The organism is Brachybacterium sp. GCM10030268, assembly GCF_042666305.1.
Classification (GTDB): domain Bacteria; phylum Actinomycetota; class Actinomycetes; order Actinomycetales; family Dermabacteraceae; genus Brachybacterium.
The window spans coordinates 541,361-557,374 of record NZ_JBHTCW010000002.1; the positions used below are offsets into that span (position 1 = coordinate 541,361).

Genomic DNA, 16,014 nt, shown 5'->3' on the forward strand with positions numbered 1-16,014 from the left:
GCTCAGCGACGCCACGCCGGCCCGCGCAGCGCGCGGCCGGGACGGGCATCGGTGCGCACGCCCTCGGTGACCACCGGGATCCCTTCGCTGAGGACCTCGTGGATCCCGGTCGGGGCGAGCCGGGGCTGGTCGAAGGTGGCGCGGTCGGCGATGGTCGCGGGGTCGAACAGCACCAGGTCGGCGACCTTTCCCTCGGCGATCGTGCCGCGGTCGCGCAGCCCGAGCCGCTGCGCGGGGCGTGCACACAGGTGGACGACGGCCTCGGCGAGCGAGAGCACGCCCTGCTCACGCACGTAGTGGCCGAGGTACCGGGCGAAGGTGCCGGCTCCCCGAGGATGGGGTTTGTCGCCGACGAGGATGCCGTCGCTGCCGCCCATGTGACGGGCGTGGCGCATCACGGTGCGCACATTCTCCTCGTCGCCCACGTGCTGGAGGATGCTGGTGCCCAGCCGGTCCTGGATCAGCAGATCAAAGAAGACGTCCGCCGGGGGCCGGTGCTCCGTGGCGGCGAGGTCGGCGATCGTCCGGCCCACGCGGTCGCGGAGGTGATCGTGGCGCACTCCGGCGATCTCGATGCCGGTCCAGTCGACCGGGACGCCGTGGCACCCGTCGCTGCCGAGCACTTCGACCTGGTGGGCGATCAGGTCGCGTTCGTCCGGGTCCGTGAGCCGCTCCAGGGTGGCCTCGACCCCTCCCGTGGCGGCGCGGCTGGGCAGCAGCGCCGACAGCGTCGTCGATCCGGGCAGGTAGGGATACGAGTCCAGGGTGATGTCGACGCCGCGGGCGATGGCCTGGTCGACCAGGCTCAGCAGCTCCCCGGCCCGGCCGCGGTTCTCCGGGAAGTTCATGGTGGCGTGGGTCAGATGCACAGGGCATCCGGATCGGGCCCCGATCTCGACCATCTCCTGGTAGGCGGCCAGCGCTCCCGCACCGTAGGAGCGCTGATGAGGGCTGTAGTACCCGCCGTGGCCGGCGACCACCTCGCACAGGGCCACCAGCTCATCGGTGGAGGCGAACATGCCGGGCACGTAGGTCAGCCCCGAGGAGAGGCCGAATGCGCCCTCGGCCATGCCGCGGGCGACCTGCTCGCGCATCTGCGCGAGTTCGTCCGCGGTGGCGGCACGGTTCTCGGTGCCGACCACGTTCATGCGGATGGTTCCCTGGGGCAGCAGGTAGGCGACGTGGGTCGCGGCGCCGCGAGAGTCGATCTCCTCGAGGTACTCGCCCACGCTGCGCCAGGCGAAGTCGAGCTCGGCCGGCTCCCCGTTCCAACCGGCGATCTGCTGGCGGATGATCGTCATCGTCTCGTCGGTCACCGGCGCGTAGGAGAGCCCGTCCTGGCCGATGACCTCGGTGGTCACCCCTTGGAGGGTCTTGGCGAGATGGTCCCCGTCGGCCAGCACCGCGAGATCGGAGTGGGCGTGCATGTCGATGAAGCCCGGCGCGAGAGCGAGACCGTCGGCCTCGATCCGACGGGCCCCGGGGGAATCCAGTCGGCGAGCGCCCGGCGTCTCGAGGCAGCCGCTGACGGCTGCGATCACGCCGTCGCGCAGCAGCACGTCGGCGGTCCCCGGGGCGGCGCCGCTGCCGTCGAGGATCAGGGCACCGCGGAGGAGGATCTCGGGAGCGGCGTGGGGTGTCATCCGAAGGTGGTCTCCAGCAGTCCGGTCGCCCGGGGCGCCTCGGCACCGTCGTCATCGATGAGGACCAGTCCCCGCCACTTGTCCAGGACGGTGCACGGATGGGAGAGGCCGAACCGGATCACGTCGCCGACCCGCACGTCGTGGCCGTCCGGCAGGTCGACGAACGTGTGCTGGTCGTTCATCGCGGTGCACCGGGCGCCCTCGAGCCGCTCGACGTCGGCCCGCCCGAGACGGCGAACGGCCTGAGGCTCGGGCAGCCCCTCGTCGAAGGAGAAGTCCCGCTTGCCGGCGTCGACCAGGGCCAGGCCCGGCTCCGGGAGGGAGACGACGCTCGCCCAGCCGTGCATGGCCGAGCGGAACCGGTCCGGCCGACGCATCGTCGTGCTCGTCGCCTCGGCGGCGTCGAGTAGCTCCCCGCCGCGTGCGAGGGGACTGATGCCGCGGTAGAAGCCGTCATCGTGGATCACGTAGGCGCCCGAGCGCAGCAGCACCCGGGTCGCCGGGCCGCGGGAGCCCTGCGGGTCGTGGCGGGGGCCGAGCACCCGGGCGACGTCGTCGAAGTAGGCGCTGCCCCCGGCGGTCAGCAGGAGATCGCCGTCGGTCGGATAGAGGCCGTCCTCGGCGATGCGGTCGTGCAGACGACCGAGATCCTCGAGGTACTCCCGGACCCGGTGCAGCGAGGCATCGTCCGCGGCGTGCGCGAACGCCCCTTCGTAGCCGCCGACTCCGGCCAGCCGCAGCACCGGCGAAGCGGCCACGGCGCGAGCGAGGTCGAGGCCCTCCTCCACGGTGCGCACGCCGGTGCGGCCGCCGGTGCCACCGAGTTCGATGAGGACGGACAGCGGCGCGGCCGCACCCGCTGTCGTGAGCGCCTCGTCCATGATCTCGATCCCGCGCCGCGAGTCGCTCCAGACGCTCAGGCGGGCGGCGTGCGGGGCGAGGGCACGCAGGGCCCCGGGCTGGACCAGTGCGTTGGCCAGCAGCACGCGGGGGATGTCCCACTCCAGGGCGACGGCGGCCTGCCAGGGCGTGGCGACGGTGATCCCCCAGGCCCCGGCCTCCAGCTGGCGCTGCCACAGGGTGCGGCTCATGGTGGTCTTGCCGTGCGGTGCCAGGTCGACGCCGGCCGCGGAGCACCATTCGGCCATGGTCGCGAGGTTGTGCTCGATCGCGGACTCGCTGAGGGTGACCAGCGGGGTGGGGAGCGCCTCCAGGGTCGGGTGCTCGGCCAGGAGCCGGTCGAATCCGGCGGCGTCCATCCCCAGCGGTGCGGCTTTCAGCTCGTCCATACCGTGCTCCTCCGTGCTCATCGTTCCTGAGCTGCTCGTCAGTCGTGGGCTGCTCGCCGGTCGTGCGCGTGCGCATCAGTGCTGCGCTGCGCATCCGGTCTCTCGCGCCGTCGCGTGCTGCTCCAGTATCGCGGGGCGGCCGCGCCGGAGCAGATCCGTCCGTGACGCTACGCTCGAGGCGACCACGCCAACCGACCGAAGGACTTCCATGACCGACCGTCGCGCCGTCGCCACCGCGGACGCCCCCGCTCCCGCGCACACCTTCTCGCAGGGCGTACAGCGCGGCCCGTTCCTGCAGGTCTCCGGTCAGGGCCCGGTCGATCCGGCCACCGGTGACTACATCCATGCCGGGGACGTCGCCGCCCAGACCACTCGCACTCTGAGCAACATCGAGGCGATCCTGGCCGCCGGCGGCGCGGGGTTCGACGACGTCATGATGCTGCGCGTCTACCTCACCCGGCGCGAGGACTTCGCGGCGATGAACGAGGCCTACGGCGAGTTCGTCGGCAACCGCTGCGCCTCGGGCGTCCTGCCCGCGCGCACCACGGTGTTCACCGGTCTGCCGCGCGAGGAGATGCTGGTCGAGATCGACGCGTTCGCCGTCACGGCGTGATGCCTTCGGCGGCCGACGCCACGTCGCGGGGTCGGTCCCTCGCATCTGCGGACCCGGTTCCGCCCTGCGGGGTTCGCCGATAGGCTGGGGCGAGCGTCGCGTGCCGGTGGCAGACCGTGTCAGGCATGGAGGCGCCGGATCACGAAGGAGTTCGACGATGATGACGTCGCACCCTTCGTCCTTCTGTGACTGAGGGCGAGAACGCCAGGCTCATCGCCTGGAACCATGAACTGCGCCGCGTGCATGCGCGTCTGCGGGAGGCGCTGAGCCTCACCCGGGACGCTCTGGCCGACGGGGCCGACGCCGAGCCGGCCACACGCGATCTGCTGCTGTTCTGCCACGGATTCTGCACGGCGCTGACCGCGCATCACGAGGGTGAGGACCGCCGGCTGTTCCCCGCCATCGCGGAGGCACATCCGGAGCTCGGCGAGACCCTGCGCTACCTGCAGCAGGACCACTCGATGATCGCGCACCTGGTCGTCGGCCTCCAGGACGCCGTCGGCCGCGGGGCGCCCGCCCCCGAGCTGGACCGGCATCTCGAAGGGATCGCGGCGATCATGGAGAGCCACTTCCGCTACGAGGAGCGTCAGCTGCTCTCCGTGCTCTCCGCACTGGAGCTCGATGCGGAACGCTCAACGGTGCTGGGGCCGCTGTGAATCCGCAGCCCCTGCCGGCGACGGTGGACGGTGAGGTCGCCCGTGTTGAGGAGGATCGGCATGGTGTGGCTCCTGCGGCTCGATGACGCCCGGGCGCGGCGGGGCGCCCGGGCGCGCCATGACGCCCGGGCGCGGCGCGGCGCGGCGCTTCGCCACGCCCGCATCGGCCGCGTTGATTGCGTTTCCAGGATTTCCGGGGAGGATAGAGCAATGGAGCACGCCACGGAGAAGAGTCCGTACGACATGAGCGAGCAACAGCGTGACGAGGAAGGGCAGGCCGACTTCCGGCCGCCGTCCGCGACGGCATCCCATGACGCCTGCCCCGTCGAACCCGCGATCCCCACCCTGCCGCCGCTGCATCCGCTCAGCGACGAGGCGCCGCAGGAAGGCGAGTAGGGGCGCTCACCCGTCGCCGTTCGAGGATGAGCCCTGCATCGCGGCGACCTCCGCCTCGGATCGCAGGATGCAGAACTCATTGCCCTCGGGGTCCGCGAGAACGACCCACCCGCTGCCCGGTCCGTACTTCCCGCGGTGGTCGGCGATCTCGACAGCTCCGATCCCGCGCAGGCGCTCGAGCTCCGCGTCACGGGTCCCCTCCCGTGGACGCAGATCGAAGTGCATTCTGTACTTGACGGTCTTGGACTCCGGCACCTCGAGGAACAGCACCGTGTGCCCGGACTCGGGATCGCGGATCACGCACCCCTCGTCTCCGGGCTCACGGGGATCCTCGGGATCGTCCTCGTAGCCGAGGACCTGCTTCCAGAATCCGGAGAGGGCATAGGCGTCGGCGCAGTCGACGGAGGTGTGCGAGACGAAGCTGCTCATCGCCACAGCGTAGGAAGCGGCCACGGGACGCTCAAGAGGTCGGCCGGCACGCGGCTCCTGCCGGCGAGCACCACGGCCCTGACCCCATCGGGCGTTCCCGCGGGGACGCGTTCGCGGAACGTCAGCGCGCGGGGGCCGGAATGTCTCTACGATCGTGGCCCATGATCACGGACACTGCAGTCTGGAACGACCACGCCCAGCTCGCGCAGAGCAGCCTCGACCGGCTCTTCGGCACTGATCGTCCCGGCCACCTCGAGAATGCTCATCCCGCCGGCAGCATCGGCGGGGACACCTTCAACTACTGGTGGCTGGCCCACGTCATGGACTGCCGTCTGGACGCGTACGAGCGCACCGGGGACCACCGCTGGACCGAGGCGGCCCGAGACGTGCGCGACGAGATCGTCGCCCGCAACGGGGGATCGCTGGTCAACGACTACTTCGACGACATGCTGTGGTTCGCGCTCGCACTGGTGCGGTTGTTCGACGCCACCGGGAACCAGCAGGATCTGACCGACGCCGAGTTCCTCGTCGACCACGTGATCGAGCACGGCTGGAACGACACCCTCGGGGAGAGCCTGGCCTGGCGCAAGCAGCAGCTGGACTACAAGAACTCCCCCGCCAACGGCCCGCTGATCATCCTGGCGCTCCGGCTCGCCGCACGGATCCCCGCCCGGGATGCCCAGCTGGCCGCCTACGCGGGGACTGCCATGGACTGGTGGGAGCGCACCCTGGTGGCGGAGGACGGCTTCGTCGAGGACGGCATCAACCGTGCGGGCGACGGACGGATCGACGTGCAGTGGCGCTTCACCTACAACCAGGGCCTCTACCTCGGCGCCTGCGTGGAGTGGTTCCGCCGCACCGGCGAGGGCGACTACCTGGTGCGGGCCCGGCGCACGGCCCGTACGGCCATCGCTGAGCTCAGCGACGGCTCCGTGTTCCGCGCCGAGGGCAATGGCGGCGACGAGGGCCTGTTCAAGGGAATCTTCTACCGGTACCTGGGGCTGCTCATCGAGGCGCTGCCCGAGGCGGACGACGATCGGCGCGCCTTCGAGGACTTCGTGCGCCGCGGCACCGATGCGCTGGTCGCCTCGGCTCGGCGCGAGGACGAGCTGCTGCGAGCCGGCAACGACTGGACCCTGCGCGAGGACGGCCCCATCCACTACTCCACGCAGCTCAGTGCGATGAAGGCCCTCGAGCAGCGGTGGCGGATCGAGGCGCGCGTCGCCTAGTTCCGCGGTCCGGGAAGATCGCGGGTCATGAACACGCTGTGGGGATCGGCGACATAGGCACCGAACGGCGGGCATTCGCGGAACCCGTGACGGGCATACAGCGCCCGGGCCGGGGCGAAGAACTCCGCCGAACCGGTCTCCAGCGAGATACGGGCCGCGCCCCATCGCCGGGCCTCGACCATCACGTGCTCCAGCAGTGCCGTCGCGATGCCTCGTCCGCGCAGGGCCGGGTCGGTACGCATGCTCTTGAGCTCCACATGGTCGGGCTCGAGTCGGGACAGCGCGACCGTCCCGGCCGGCGCCGACCCGACCTCGGCGACCCACAGCCGCACCGTCGGCGCGGTCAGGGCAGAGAGATTAAGTGCGTGCCGGCTCTCGTCCGGGGCGGTGTCGGCCATGTCCTCGAGGTGCTGCTGGAGGAAGCGGACCAGACGCGGATCGGAGAGGTCCGCGTCCACGATCGTCGGCGTCATGAGTCCGCGCTCCCCGACTCAGCGCGACCTGCCCCCGCGCGCACCTCGCGGGATGCCACGGCGACGAGTTCCGCCGCCGGGCCGCTGAGCCGGCGCGGACCCGTCCACACCGCCGTCAACGGCCGCCGCAGGCTCTGTCCCCGCACCGGAACCCGCGCCAGCTGCCCCGCCTCGAGCTGCGAGCGGACGGCCAGCATGCTGATCACCGCCGGTCCAGCGCCCGAGGCCACCGCGATCCGCACGGCGGCATTGCTGCCGAGCTCCTGAACGGGTGGTGTGCCGGCGGCCGACGGGACCAGCTCCTCGAAGGCGTCCCGGGTGCCGGAGCCGCCTTCGCGCACGACGAGCGGGGTCGCGGCGAGCTCATCGAGCCCCAGCGGCTCATCCCTGCGGGCCCATGGGTGGTCGGGAGCGACCACGACGACGAGCTCGTCCTCCCGCAGGGCGAGGGCGTGGACCGAGCGGGGAACGTGCGGGGTCTCGATGAAGCCCAGCTGCAGCCGGCCGTCGCGGATCTCCTCGAGCACCTGGGCGGAATTGAGAACCTCCAGCTCCGCGCGGACGCGAGGGCTGGAGCGGCGCAGGTCGGTCAGCCAGGCCGGCATCAGGTTCTCCGCGATCGTCATGCTCGCCCCGACGTGGAGGTCGAGCGTGTTCTCGTCCCGGCTGTGGCGCAGCCAGGCGCTGAACGCCTCGGCCGACTCCAGGAGGTCGCGAGCGTGAGCGGCATAGAGCAGCCCGGCGGAGGTCGGGCGGGAGCCGCGGGGATTCCGGTCCAGCAGCGCTGTGCCGGCCTGTCTCTCCAGGGTCACGATGGTCCGGCTCGCATTGGACTGGTACATGCCCAGCTTCCGGGCGCCCGCGCCGAGCCCGCCCTCGTCGACGACGGCGACGAACAGAGCCAGGGCCTGCAGGTTGGGCAGAGGCTCGGACATATCTCCATGATATGCCCTGCTGGTCATGCGCCCTCTACCGAGCGTGCCGGCACCGTGGAAGAGTCCTGGCATGTCCGCGCCTGCCCTCACCGTTGCCGCGGTGCCTCGCGGGCTGATGCCGGGGGTGGCGCTGTGCCTGCTCGTCGCGGTCGCCGCCGCGGTGGCGGCCGCTTCTCTGCCCGGCGTGAGCGCCCTGATCCTGGCGATCCTCGCCGGGATCGTCGTCGCCAATACGACGAACCTGCCCGCCAGCGTCAAGCCGGGTCTGGACTTCTCCGCGAAGGTGCTGCTCCGGGCGGGGATCGTGCTGCTCGGCCTGCAGCTCGTGCTCGGGGACATCCTCGCCCTGGGCGCCCCGATGCTGCTCGTGGTGATGTCCGTCGTGGGCGGCGGCATGCTCGGGACGCTGGCACTGGGACGGCTGCTGAAGGTCGAGCCGGGTCTGACTCTCCTGATCGCCTGCGGTTTCTCGATCTGCGGGGCCGCCGCGGTCGCTGCCGCGGCGGGTGTCACCGATCCGGAGGACGAGCACGAGGAACGCACGGTCACCGCGATCGCCCTGGTGGTGCTGTTCGGCACGCTGATGATCGGCCTGGTCCCTGCGGCCTCGGCGGTGCTGGGGCTCGGGCCCATGACCTCCGGCCTGTGGGCCGGCGGCTCGATCCATGAGATCGCTCAGGTGGTGGCGGCCGGCGGAGTGCTCGGCGGAGGCGCGCTCGCGGTCGCCGTCGTGGTCAAGCTGGCCCGCGTCCTGATGCTCGCACCGGTGATGGCGGTGCTCGGTATGCGGCAGCGGCGGCGCGTCGGCGCGGCCGCCCGAGCGACCGCCGGGCTCGATGCACGCGACGCCGCGGATCCCGGAGGCGGCCCCGCAGCCGGCCCCGGAGGTGTCCCGCCCACTGCGAAGCGCCCGCCGCTGGTGCCGGTGTTCGTGCTCGGATTCCTGGCGATGGTGCTGCTGGGCTCGTTCGTGCCCCTTCCGGTGGTCGTTCTCGAGGCAGGGTCCGTGCTGCAGACGATCCTGCTGGCCGCGGCGATGTTCGCCCTCGGGTGCGGGGTGTCGGTGCGTCGGCTCGTCCGGGTCGGCCTGCGCCCGTTCGCACTGGCGGCGCTGTCCACCCTCGTCGTCGCGTCGATCGCGCTGGCCGGAGTCCTGATCGTGGCCTGACCTCCGGAACCGGCCTGCCAGCAAGGGCCGCATCTGCGCCCCTATACTGGCGTTCATGACGCAGATGCGGGTTCGAGAGGCTGCCATGTTCCTGGGAGTCAGCGAGGACACCGTCCGGCGCCGGATCGAGCGGGGCACCCTCACCGCGACCACGGACGCTGCCGGGCGCAAGGTGCTCGAGGGCGTGGACGTCGCTCGCCTGGCGCGCGAGCTCGCGGTCGGTCCCGAGATGGACGACGGCGTGCGCTCCTCGGCGCGCAACCGATTCGTCGGCCTCGTGACCGACGTCGTCATGGACACCGTCATGGCACAGGTCGAACTGCAGTGCGGCCCCTTCCGCGTGGTCTCGCTGATGAGCAGCGAGGCCGCCCGTGATCTCGGGCTGGAACCGGGAAAGGTCGCCACCGCGTCGGTGAAGGCCACGCAGGTGATCATCGAGACGACCGACGCGGGCACGTCGGCATGATCTCGCCCGCGATCAGTGCTCCGGCGCGGCGAGGTCTGCTCGCCGCCATCGCCGGCCTGGCTCTGGGCCTCGGTGCGACGGGCTGCGCGAGCTCCGAGGACCCCACCACCCTCACCGTGTATGCGGCCGCCTCGCTCCAGGAGCCGTTCGAGGAGCTCGCAGCACAGTTCGAAGCCGCCCATGAGGACGTCGACGTCGCGCTCAGCGTCGCCGGATCCTCCACGCTGGCCGCCCAGATCCGCGAAGGCGCCCCTGCCGACGTGTTCGCCTCGGCCGACACCGCGAACATGGACAAGCTCGAGGACGCCGAACCCACCGATTTCGCGACGAACACGCTGATGATCGCCGTCCCGCCCGGCAATCCCGCGGGGATCACGGACCTCTCCTCACTCACCGGCGACGGGGTGCGCCTGGTCGTGTGCGCGCCGGAAGTACCCTGCGGCGCCGCGGCCGAGAAGGTCCAGGACGCGGCGGGTCTGGACTTCTCCCCGGTCAGCGAGGAGCAGAGCGTCACCGACGTGCTGGGCAAGGTCACCAGCGGCGAGGCCGGCGCCGGCCTGGTCTATGTCACCGACGTGCAGAAGGCAGGAGACGCCGTGGAGGGGATCACCTTCCCCGAGGCGGCGAGCGCGGTGAACACATATCCGATCACGGCTGTCCCCGGTACGGCCCATCCCGATCTCGGCGAGGAGTTCATCGATCTGGTGCTCGGCGAGGACGGCCGGACGGTCCTGAGCAGCTATGGCTTCGCCGGTGCGTGAGCTGCGATGTCCTCACGCCCCGCGCCCTCACGCCCTAGGACCGGCACGGTCTCGGCCACGCCCGCTCCCGGCTCCGCACTGCCCCGTTGGGTGCTGGTCCCTGCTCTGATCGGTGCCCTGTTCGTGCTGCTGCCCCTGGTCGCGATGTCGACCCGGGTCGAGTGGTCCAGCTTCTGGGCGCTGATCACCAGCGAGTCCTCCCTGGCTGCGCTGCGCCTCAGCCTGCAGACCGCGGCCACCAGCGCCGCCGCGTGCGTGGTGCTCGGGGTGCCGATGGCTCTGCTTCTCGCCCGTGCCCGTGCTCCCGGCATCTCGCTGCTGCGCTCCCTCGTGCTGATCCCCCTGGTCCTGCCGCCGGTGGTCAGCGGCATCGCCCTGCTGTACACCGTCGGTCGCCAGGGACTGATCGGGCGGCACCTCGAGGTCCTGGGCATCCAGGTCGCCTTCTCCACCGCCGCCGTGGTGCTCGCGCAGACCTTCGTCGCGCTGCCCTTCCTCGTCATCAGCCTCGAGGGGGCGCTGCGCACCGCAGGTACGCGGTACGAGGCGGCCGCCGCCTCGCTCGGCGCCCGGCCCAGCAGAGTGCTGCTGCGGGTGACGCTGCCGCTGATGCTGCCGAGCCTGGCCTCGGGCACGGTGCTGTCCTTCGCGCGGGCGCTCGGCGAGTTCGGCGCCACGATCACCGTCGCCGGCAGCCTGCAGGGCACCACGCGCACGCTGCCGCTGGAGATCTACCTCCAGCGCGAGAGCGATCCGGATGCCGCTGTGGCGCTGTCCTTCGTGCTGATGATCGTCGCCGTGATGGTCATCGCCATCGCCCGGCGGCGGGCCGCCGCATGAGTCTGTCGGTACGGGTGACCATGCCCGAGCGCGGGCTCGATCTCGCCCTGGAGCTGCCGGCCGGGGAGACCTCCGCGCTGGTCGGTCCCAACGGTGCCGGCAAGTCCAGTGTGCTGGGCGTGATCGCCGGGACGCTGCGACCCCGCACCGGACGGGTCGAGCTCGACGGCCGCGTGCTCGCCGATGTGACCGACGGGCGCGCACGCGCCTGGGTGCCTCCGCACTCCCGCCACGTCACGACCCTCACGCAGGATCCGGTCCTGTTCCCGCATCTCACCGTGGCCGGGAACATCCTGTTCGCCCTCCGCAGCCTCGGTGTGCCCCGCGCGGCAGCGCGGGCCGAGACTCGGCGTCGGCTGGAGGACGTGGGTCTTCAGGAGCTCGCGCAGCGGCGGCCCCACCAGCTCTCCGGCGGGCAGGCGCAGCGCGCGGCGATCGCCCGGGCGCTGGCCGCGCGGCCGCGTCTGCTGCTGCTGGACGAGCCGCTCTCCGCCCTCGACGTGGATGTCTCCCCCGGCCTGCGCGAACTGCTGCGCAGATTTCTCGCCGATCGCAGCGCGCTCGTGGTCAGCCATGACGCGCTCGACGCGATGACTCTGGCCGATACCACCGCCGTCATCGTGGACGGCCATGTCCGCGAGCAGGGGCCGACGATGGAGGTCCTCACGCTGCCGCGCAGCGCCTTCGCGGCCCGCTTCGCCGGGCTCAATCTGCTGCACGGCACCTGGGACGGCACGGCCGTGGCACTGCCGGGGCACGACAGGCTCGCCGGCGGTCTGCGCGGTGGGGCGAGGCCGGGCGACGCGGTCCACGCCGTCTTCCGCCCCAGTGCGGTCGAGCTCGGCTCGGCCCCCGCGAGCGCGGGCGCGGCGGCCATGGCCGAACGCTCGGTCGTCGCCCTCGAACCGCACGGCGATCTCGTGCGAGTGCGCACCGAGGACCTCGCCGCGGACCTGTCACCGCAGGTCGTGGCCGAATCGGCAATCCGCCCGGGCAGTCGGGTCCACCCGCGGGTCGCGCCCGAGGATGTGACCATCTACCCCGCGCGGCGCACAATGGGGCCGTGAGCGACGAGAACACGACGGCGACGGGCACCACGGGAACCGGCTCCGGACAGCGCCCCGGCAGCTCGCCGGGTCGGGACGACGCACAGGAGCGGGACGACGCACAGGGTCGGACTGACCGGAGCACCGGCAACGGTGGCGGGATCGAAGCCGCCGGCGACGGCAGCCCGGCCGAGCCGTCCGGTGGCGGCGGCGAGAGCGGCCTGACCGTTCTGATCGCGTTCTGCGCGAACTTCCTCATCGCGATCGCCAAGACGGTGGTCTCGATCCTCACCGGCTCCGCCTCGATGCTCGCCGAGGCGGCGCACTCGTGGGCGGACACCGGCAACCAGGTGTTCCTCATGATCGGCGAGCGCCGCTCCCGCCGCGCCCCCGACCGCTCGCATCCGCTGGGCTACGGCCGCGCCGGATACGTGTGGTCGATGTTCGCGGCGATCGGGCTGTTCGCGGTCGGTGCCGGCGTGTCCGTATGGCACGGCATCCAGGAGCTCGGCGCCCCGAGCGAGGAGGCCACGTACACGTGGGCCTACGTCGTGCTCGCGGTCTCGTTCGTCTTCGAGGGGGTCTCGTTCCTCCAGGCGACGCGCCAGGCCGTCCGCGGGGCCAGGGAGCGCGGCATCAAGCCGCTGCGCTACATCCGCACCACCTCGGACCCGATGCTGCGAGCCGTGTTCTCGGAGGACTCGTGCGCGCTGCTGGGGCTGGTGATCGCCGCTGCGGGCATCGCCCTGCACCAGATCACCGGGCAGGCGGTGTGGGATGCGATCGGGTCGATCCTGGTGGGCCTGCTGCTGGGCGTCGTGGCGGTCCTGCTGATCATGCGCAACAGCGACTTCCTCTCCGGCGAGGGCGGCTCACCGCTGGCCCGCCACGAGGTGCTCGACCATCTCGTCCACCACCGCGACATCCAGTCCGTCAGCTTCCTGCACACCGAGTGGGTGGGGGCGAACAAGCTCTTCGTCGTCGCCTCGGTCGACGTCGTCGGCGACGTGCGCGAATCGGAGCTGCAGCGACGGATCCAGGCGATCGAGGAAGAGCTGGAGAGTCATCCGGTGGTGATGCGGGCCGTGCTCACCCTCACCCGGCCCGGTGACACGCAGCGGCTGGCCCCCGAACCTCTGCCGGACTGGTACACGGCGCGGTGAGCCGCGCGCCGGCCGCCGCCTCGCCCGGAGCGCTGCTCCCGCTGGCCGAGGCGGATCTGCGGGCGCTCCAGCGCGACCTGCTGGAGGCGCACGGGCCGCTCGGAGCATGGTGGCCGGGAGAGGAGCCCTTCGAGATCGCCGTCGGCGCGGTCCTGGTCCAACGCAGCCGATGGGAGCAGGCGGCCGCGTCGATCGCGAACCTGCGCGGTGCCGGCCTGCTGGAGCCCGGCCAGCTCGCCGCGGCCGACGAGGATCGTATCCGGGACCTCGTGCGCGGCTCGGGGTTCGCCAGCACCAAACCGGGGCGGCTGCTGGCGCTCGCGCGGTGGACGCTCGAGCGAGGCCCCACGGCGTCCGAGCTCAGCGATGGCGACCTGCGCACCGAGCTGCTCGCGGTCGAGGGCATCGGCGAGGAGACGGCCGACGCGATCGCCCTGTACTGCTTCAGCCGGCCGGCGTTCATCTGCGATGAGTACGCCAGACGGCTCCTCACTCTGCGCGGCCATGCGGTGCCCGGCTCGTACCGGGCCTTCCGCCGCCGGCTCGCCCCGGCTCTCGACCGCGCGCGATTCAGCGTTCCCGAGCTCGCCGAGCTGCACGGGCTCATCGTCGAGGAGGGCAAGGCCTCTCCCGCCCGGCGCGGAGTGCAGGCAGGCGCGTCCGCCTAGGAGGCCATCCGGTGATCAGAGTCGGCCCGCGCGCTCCCATCGTCCGCAGTCTCCTGATCGGATGCGCTGATCTCTGCCCAGATCTCATCGAGAGACAGACTCAGGACATGCGCGATGGAGGCGATCGTCGAGAAGGCCGGCGTGGCGACACGTCCCGACTCGATCTTCCGCAGGGTCTCCGGGGAGAGACCGGCTTCCAGTGCCGTCTCGAGGAGCGGCCGATTGCCGCGCGCACGGCGCAGGAGCGACCCCAGGCGCTCTCCACGGGCGACCTCTGCGGGGGTGAGGGGAAGTCTGACCATGTCCCGATACTAATACCGGGATAGTCTTACCGGGATACTTATCGGCTCCCTGGGAGGCCCCATGATCGAGATCCTCACTCCCGACGAACTGGTCCGCGCTCGCGCGACGGGCGCCCTCGTCGGCCACGTCCTGGACACGCTCCGGGAGAGAACTACCGTCGGCACCAATCTGCTCGAGATCGATCAGTGGGCGCAGGAGCTGATCGAGGAGGCCGGAGCCACCTCCTGCTACGTCGACTACGAGCCGTCGTTCGGGCGCGGACCGTTCGGGCACTACGTGTGCACGGCCGTCAACGATGCGGTGCTCCACGGCATGCCCCGGGACCAGGCGCTCGCCGATGGGGACCTGCTCTCGCTCGATCTCGCGGTCGTCCGGGACGGGATCGCCGCGGATGCCGCCCTCAGTGTTGTCGTAGGCACCTCCGCTCCCCCGGAGAGTGTGGCGATGATCGAGGCGACCCGGCGCGCACTGGATGCCGGGATCGCCGCTGCCGTCCCCGGGGCCCGGCTCGGCGATGTCTCCCATGCCATCGGCACGGTGCTGCACGAGGCGGGCTACGCCATCAATACCGAGTTCGGCGGGCACGGCATCGGTTCGACGATGCACCAGGATCCGCACGTGCCCAATACGGGCCGGCCCGGTCGCGGGTTCCGGCTGCGCCCGGGCCTGATGCTCGCCCTGGAGCCCTGGGTCATGGCTGATACGGCGGAGCTGATCACCGGCGCGGACGGATGGACGCTGCGCAGTGCCACGGGCGCCCGTGCGGCGCATAGCGAGCACACGATCGCGATCACCGGGCAGGGCGCAGAGGTCCTCACCCTGCCGAGCGATCCTCCCCGTGAAGGAACCGCTGCAGCGCGTCGTTGAAGTCCTCGGGGTTCTCGAGATTCGGGTAGTGGGCGGCCCCGGCCACCTCGCGGTAGCTCCCGTCGGCGACCGTCTCGGCCAGCCTCCGCCCGAGCGCCCGATGATCCTCACTGTCCAGCGCTCCGCACAGCGCGAGGACCGGGACCGTGACCTGCTCGAGTCGCTCCCAGGTCCTGGTCACGGGCGTCGGCGGCTGCGGAGGGATCGGAACGCCGTCCTCCCCCACGCGCAGGTGATCGGTGACCGTCTCGCGGGCCATCCTCGCGCAGAGCTCACGAACCGCCGGGTCGACCTCGTCGATCGACCGCGCCGGCCCGGCGACGAAGCGCTCCGTGACCCCGAGCCACTCCTCGAGATCTCCCGCCTCCTGCGCCCGCTGCCAGTCGGCGAGAACCTGCAGGGTCCAGGGATCGGTGAACTCGGGCTCGCTGGTGCCGGTGCCGCTGGCGACGAGCGCAGCCGCGCGACCCGGGTGCTCGAGAGCGACGTCGACGGCGGTGCTGCCGCCCATGGACAGCCCGATCAGTACCGCGCGGTCGATCTCGAGCGCGTCGAGCAGAGCCACGACGTCGTCGGCCAGACGGTACGGGGCCTCGGCATCCGAGGACTCCCCGTGCCCCCGCGCGTCGGGGACGATGACGCGGCGGTCCGGGAAGGCCTTCAGCTGCGGGTGCCACATGCGCTTGTCGACGACCCCGCCGTGGAGCAGGACGAGTGGGACGGCCTCGGACGCATGTCCCGCGGAACCACCGGATGGCGGGGCCGTCTCAACGGGCCGAGGGATGAGGTCGTAGTAGGCGATGCGCTGGTCCGGAAGATCGAGGAACTGCGTCTCGTGCGTCATGACAACCAAGGTGTCATACGCCCGCCGTGTTGACAACCCGGGTGCCATACTCGGGGCATGTCCGCACCCCGCCACCCAGCACCGCACGAACCCCTCGACCGCGACACGCTCGCGACCCGCCTGGCCGAGGTGTACGTCGCGCTCGGGCCCGTGTACCGCCGGGCATCACGGATCGTCGAGCGTCACGAGCCGATCAACGGCATGTCCGTCGGAGTCCGGAACGTG

General features: G+C 71.6%; 19 protein-coding genes. 12 read left to right on the forward strand and 7 right to left on the reverse strand.

Annotated features, from left to right (window positions below; genetic code table 11):
• Positions 1 to 2: 2 nt before the first annotated feature.
• Complete coding sequence (locus tag ACFQRD_RS05415) at positions 3 to 1,643, reverse strand: amidohydrolase family protein (RefSeq protein WP_377803552.1); 1,641 nt, start codon at positions 1,641 to 1,643, stop codon at positions 3 to 5.
• Positions 1,640 to 2,932 carry an alanine racemase gene (locus tag ACFQRD_RS05420; protein ID WP_377016595.1) on the reverse strand — a complete coding sequence of 431 codons (1,293 nt, stop codon included), beginning with the start codon at positions 2,930 to 2,932 and terminating at the stop codon, positions 1,640 to 1,642. The genes ACFQRD_RS05415 and ACFQRD_RS05420 overlap by 4 nt, the downstream gene beginning before the upstream one ends.
• A 208-nt stretch (positions 2,933 to 3,140) precedes the next feature.
• Between ACFQRD_RS05420 and ACFQRD_RS05425 the strand changes: the two genes are divergently transcribed.
• The 3 genes from ACFQRD_RS05425 (at position 3,141) to ACFQRD_RS05435 (ending at position 4,597) form a co-directional block, all read left to right on the forward strand.
• Positions 3,141 to 3,545: a RidA family protein gene (locus ACFQRD_RS05425; protein WP_377016593.1), complete on the forward strand. Its 405-nt coding sequence runs from the start codon at positions 3,141 to 3,143 to the stop codon at positions 3,543 to 3,545.
• Between the two features lie 185 nt (positions 3,546 to 3,730).
• A complete protein-coding gene (locus ACFQRD_RS05430; RefSeq protein WP_377016591.1) occupies positions 3,731 to 4,201 on the forward strand; it encodes a hemerythrin domain-containing protein in 471 nt (156 codons plus the stop codon).
• A 60-nt stretch (positions 4,202 to 4,261) separates the two neighbouring features.
• A complete protein-coding gene (locus ACFQRD_RS05435) occupies positions 4,262 to 4,597 on the forward strand; it encodes a hypothetical protein (protein ID WP_377016589.1) in 336 nt (111 codons plus the stop codon).
• Positions 4,598 to 4,603: 6 nt separating this feature from the next.
• Here the strand turns inward: ACFQRD_RS05435 and ACFQRD_RS05440 are convergent, their stop codons facing one another.
• Positions 4,604 to 5,026: a VOC family protein gene (locus ACFQRD_RS05440; protein WP_377803553.1), complete on the reverse strand. Its 423-nt coding sequence runs from the start codon at positions 5,024 to 5,026 to the stop codon at positions 4,604 to 4,606.
• A gap of 161 nt (positions 5,027 to 5,187) precedes the next feature.
• Here ACFQRD_RS05440 and ACFQRD_RS05445 point away from each other — a divergent pair, with 161 nt between their 5' ends.
• A complete protein-coding gene (locus ACFQRD_RS05445) occupies positions 5,188 to 6,255 on the forward strand; it encodes a glycoside hydrolase family 76 protein (protein WP_377016585.1) in 1,068 nt (355 codons plus the stop codon).
• Here the strand turns inward: ACFQRD_RS05445 and ACFQRD_RS05450 are convergent.
• On the reverse strand, positions 6,252 to 6,728 hold the full coding sequence (locus tag ACFQRD_RS05450; RefSeq protein WP_377016583.1) for a GNAT family N-acetyltransferase: 477 nt from the start codon (positions 6,726 to 6,728) through the stop codon (positions 6,252 to 6,254). The genes ACFQRD_RS05445 and ACFQRD_RS05450 overlap by 4 nt on opposite strands.
• A complete protein-coding gene (locus tag ACFQRD_RS05455; RefSeq protein ID WP_377016581.1) occupies positions 6,725 to 7,663 on the reverse strand; it encodes a LysR substrate-binding domain-containing protein in 939 nt (312 codons plus the stop codon). Before ACFQRD_RS05455 ends, ACFQRD_RS05450 begins: the two co-directional genes overlap by 4 nt.
• A 70-nt stretch (positions 7,664 to 7,733) precedes the next feature.
• Between ACFQRD_RS05455 and ACFQRD_RS05460 the strand changes: the two genes are divergently transcribed.
• Genes ACFQRD_RS05460 through ACFQRD_RS05490 form a run of 7 tightly spaced genes read left to right on the forward strand, consistent with a single transcriptional unit; the run spans position 7,734 to position 13,775 of the window.
• Positions 7,734 to 8,831, forward strand: coding sequence for a YeiH family protein (locus tag ACFQRD_RS05460; protein WP_377016579.1), 1,098 nt, complete (start codon positions 7,734 to 7,736; stop codon positions 8,829 to 8,831).
• Positions 8,832 to 8,886: 55 nt separating this feature from the next.
• Complete coding sequence (locus ACFQRD_RS05465; RefSeq protein ID WP_377016577.1) at positions 8,887 to 9,297, forward strand: molybdopterin-binding protein; 411 nt, start codon at positions 8,887 to 8,889, stop codon at positions 9,295 to 9,297.
• The gene (gene modA, locus ACFQRD_RS05470; protein WP_377803554.1) at positions 9,294 to 10,058 is read left to right on the forward strand and encodes a molybdate ABC transporter substrate-binding protein; all 765 of its coding nucleotides are present in this window, start codon (positions 9,294 to 9,296) and stop codon (positions 10,056 to 10,058) included. The genes ACFQRD_RS05465 and modA overlap by 4 nt, the downstream gene beginning before the upstream one ends.
• A gap of 6 nt (positions 10,059 to 10,064) precedes the next feature.
• On the forward strand, positions 10,065 to 10,898 hold the full coding sequence (locus ACFQRD_RS05475; protein WP_377794080.1) for an ABC transporter permease: 834 nt from the start codon (positions 10,065 to 10,067) through the stop codon (positions 10,896 to 10,898).
• Positions 10,895 to 11,965, forward strand: coding sequence for a sulfate/molybdate ABC transporter ATP-binding protein (locus ACFQRD_RS05480; protein WP_377016571.1), 1,071 nt, complete (start codon positions 10,895 to 10,897; stop codon positions 11,963 to 11,965). The genes ACFQRD_RS05475 and ACFQRD_RS05480 overlap by 4 nt, the downstream gene beginning before the upstream one ends.
• Positions 11,962 to 13,107, forward strand: coding sequence for a cation diffusion facilitator family transporter (locus tag ACFQRD_RS05485; RefSeq protein ID WP_377016569.1), 1,146 nt, complete (start codon positions 11,962 to 11,964; stop codon positions 13,105 to 13,107). The genes ACFQRD_RS05480 and ACFQRD_RS05485 overlap by 4 nt, the downstream gene beginning before the upstream one ends.
• Positions 13,104 to 13,775, forward strand: coding sequence for an endonuclease III domain-containing protein (locus ACFQRD_RS05490; RefSeq protein WP_377016567.1), 672 nt, complete (start codon positions 13,104 to 13,106; stop codon positions 13,773 to 13,775). Before ACFQRD_RS05485 ends, ACFQRD_RS05490 begins: the two co-directional genes overlap by 4 nt.
• On the opposite strand, the gene ACFQRD_RS05495 is transcribed toward ACFQRD_RS05490, so the two are convergent.
• The gene (locus tag ACFQRD_RS05495) at positions 13,772 to 14,077 is read right to left on the reverse strand and encodes a helix-turn-helix domain-containing protein (protein WP_377016565.1); all 306 of its coding nucleotides are present in this window, start codon (positions 14,075 to 14,077) and stop codon (positions 13,772 to 13,774) included. The two genes, ACFQRD_RS05490 and ACFQRD_RS05495, sit on opposite strands and share 4 nt — an antisense overlap.
• 61 nt (positions 14,078 to 14,138) lie before the next feature.
• On the opposite strand from ACFQRD_RS05495, the gene map reads away from it, so the two are divergent.
• The gene (gene map, locus ACFQRD_RS05500; RefSeq protein ID WP_377016562.1) at positions 14,139 to 14,945 is read left to right on the forward strand and encodes a type I methionyl aminopeptidase; all 807 of its coding nucleotides are present in this window, start codon (positions 14,139 to 14,141) and stop codon (positions 14,943 to 14,945) included.
• On the opposite strand, the gene ACFQRD_RS05505 is transcribed toward map, so the two are convergent.
• Positions 14,893 to 15,789, reverse strand: a complete 897-nt coding sequence (locus ACFQRD_RS05505) for an alpha/beta fold hydrolase (protein ID WP_377016560.1) — start codon at positions 15,787 to 15,789, stop codon at positions 14,893 to 14,895. The two genes, map and ACFQRD_RS05505, sit on opposite strands and share 53 nt — an antisense overlap.
• Between the last annotated feature and the right edge of the window lie 225 nt (positions 15,790 to 16,014).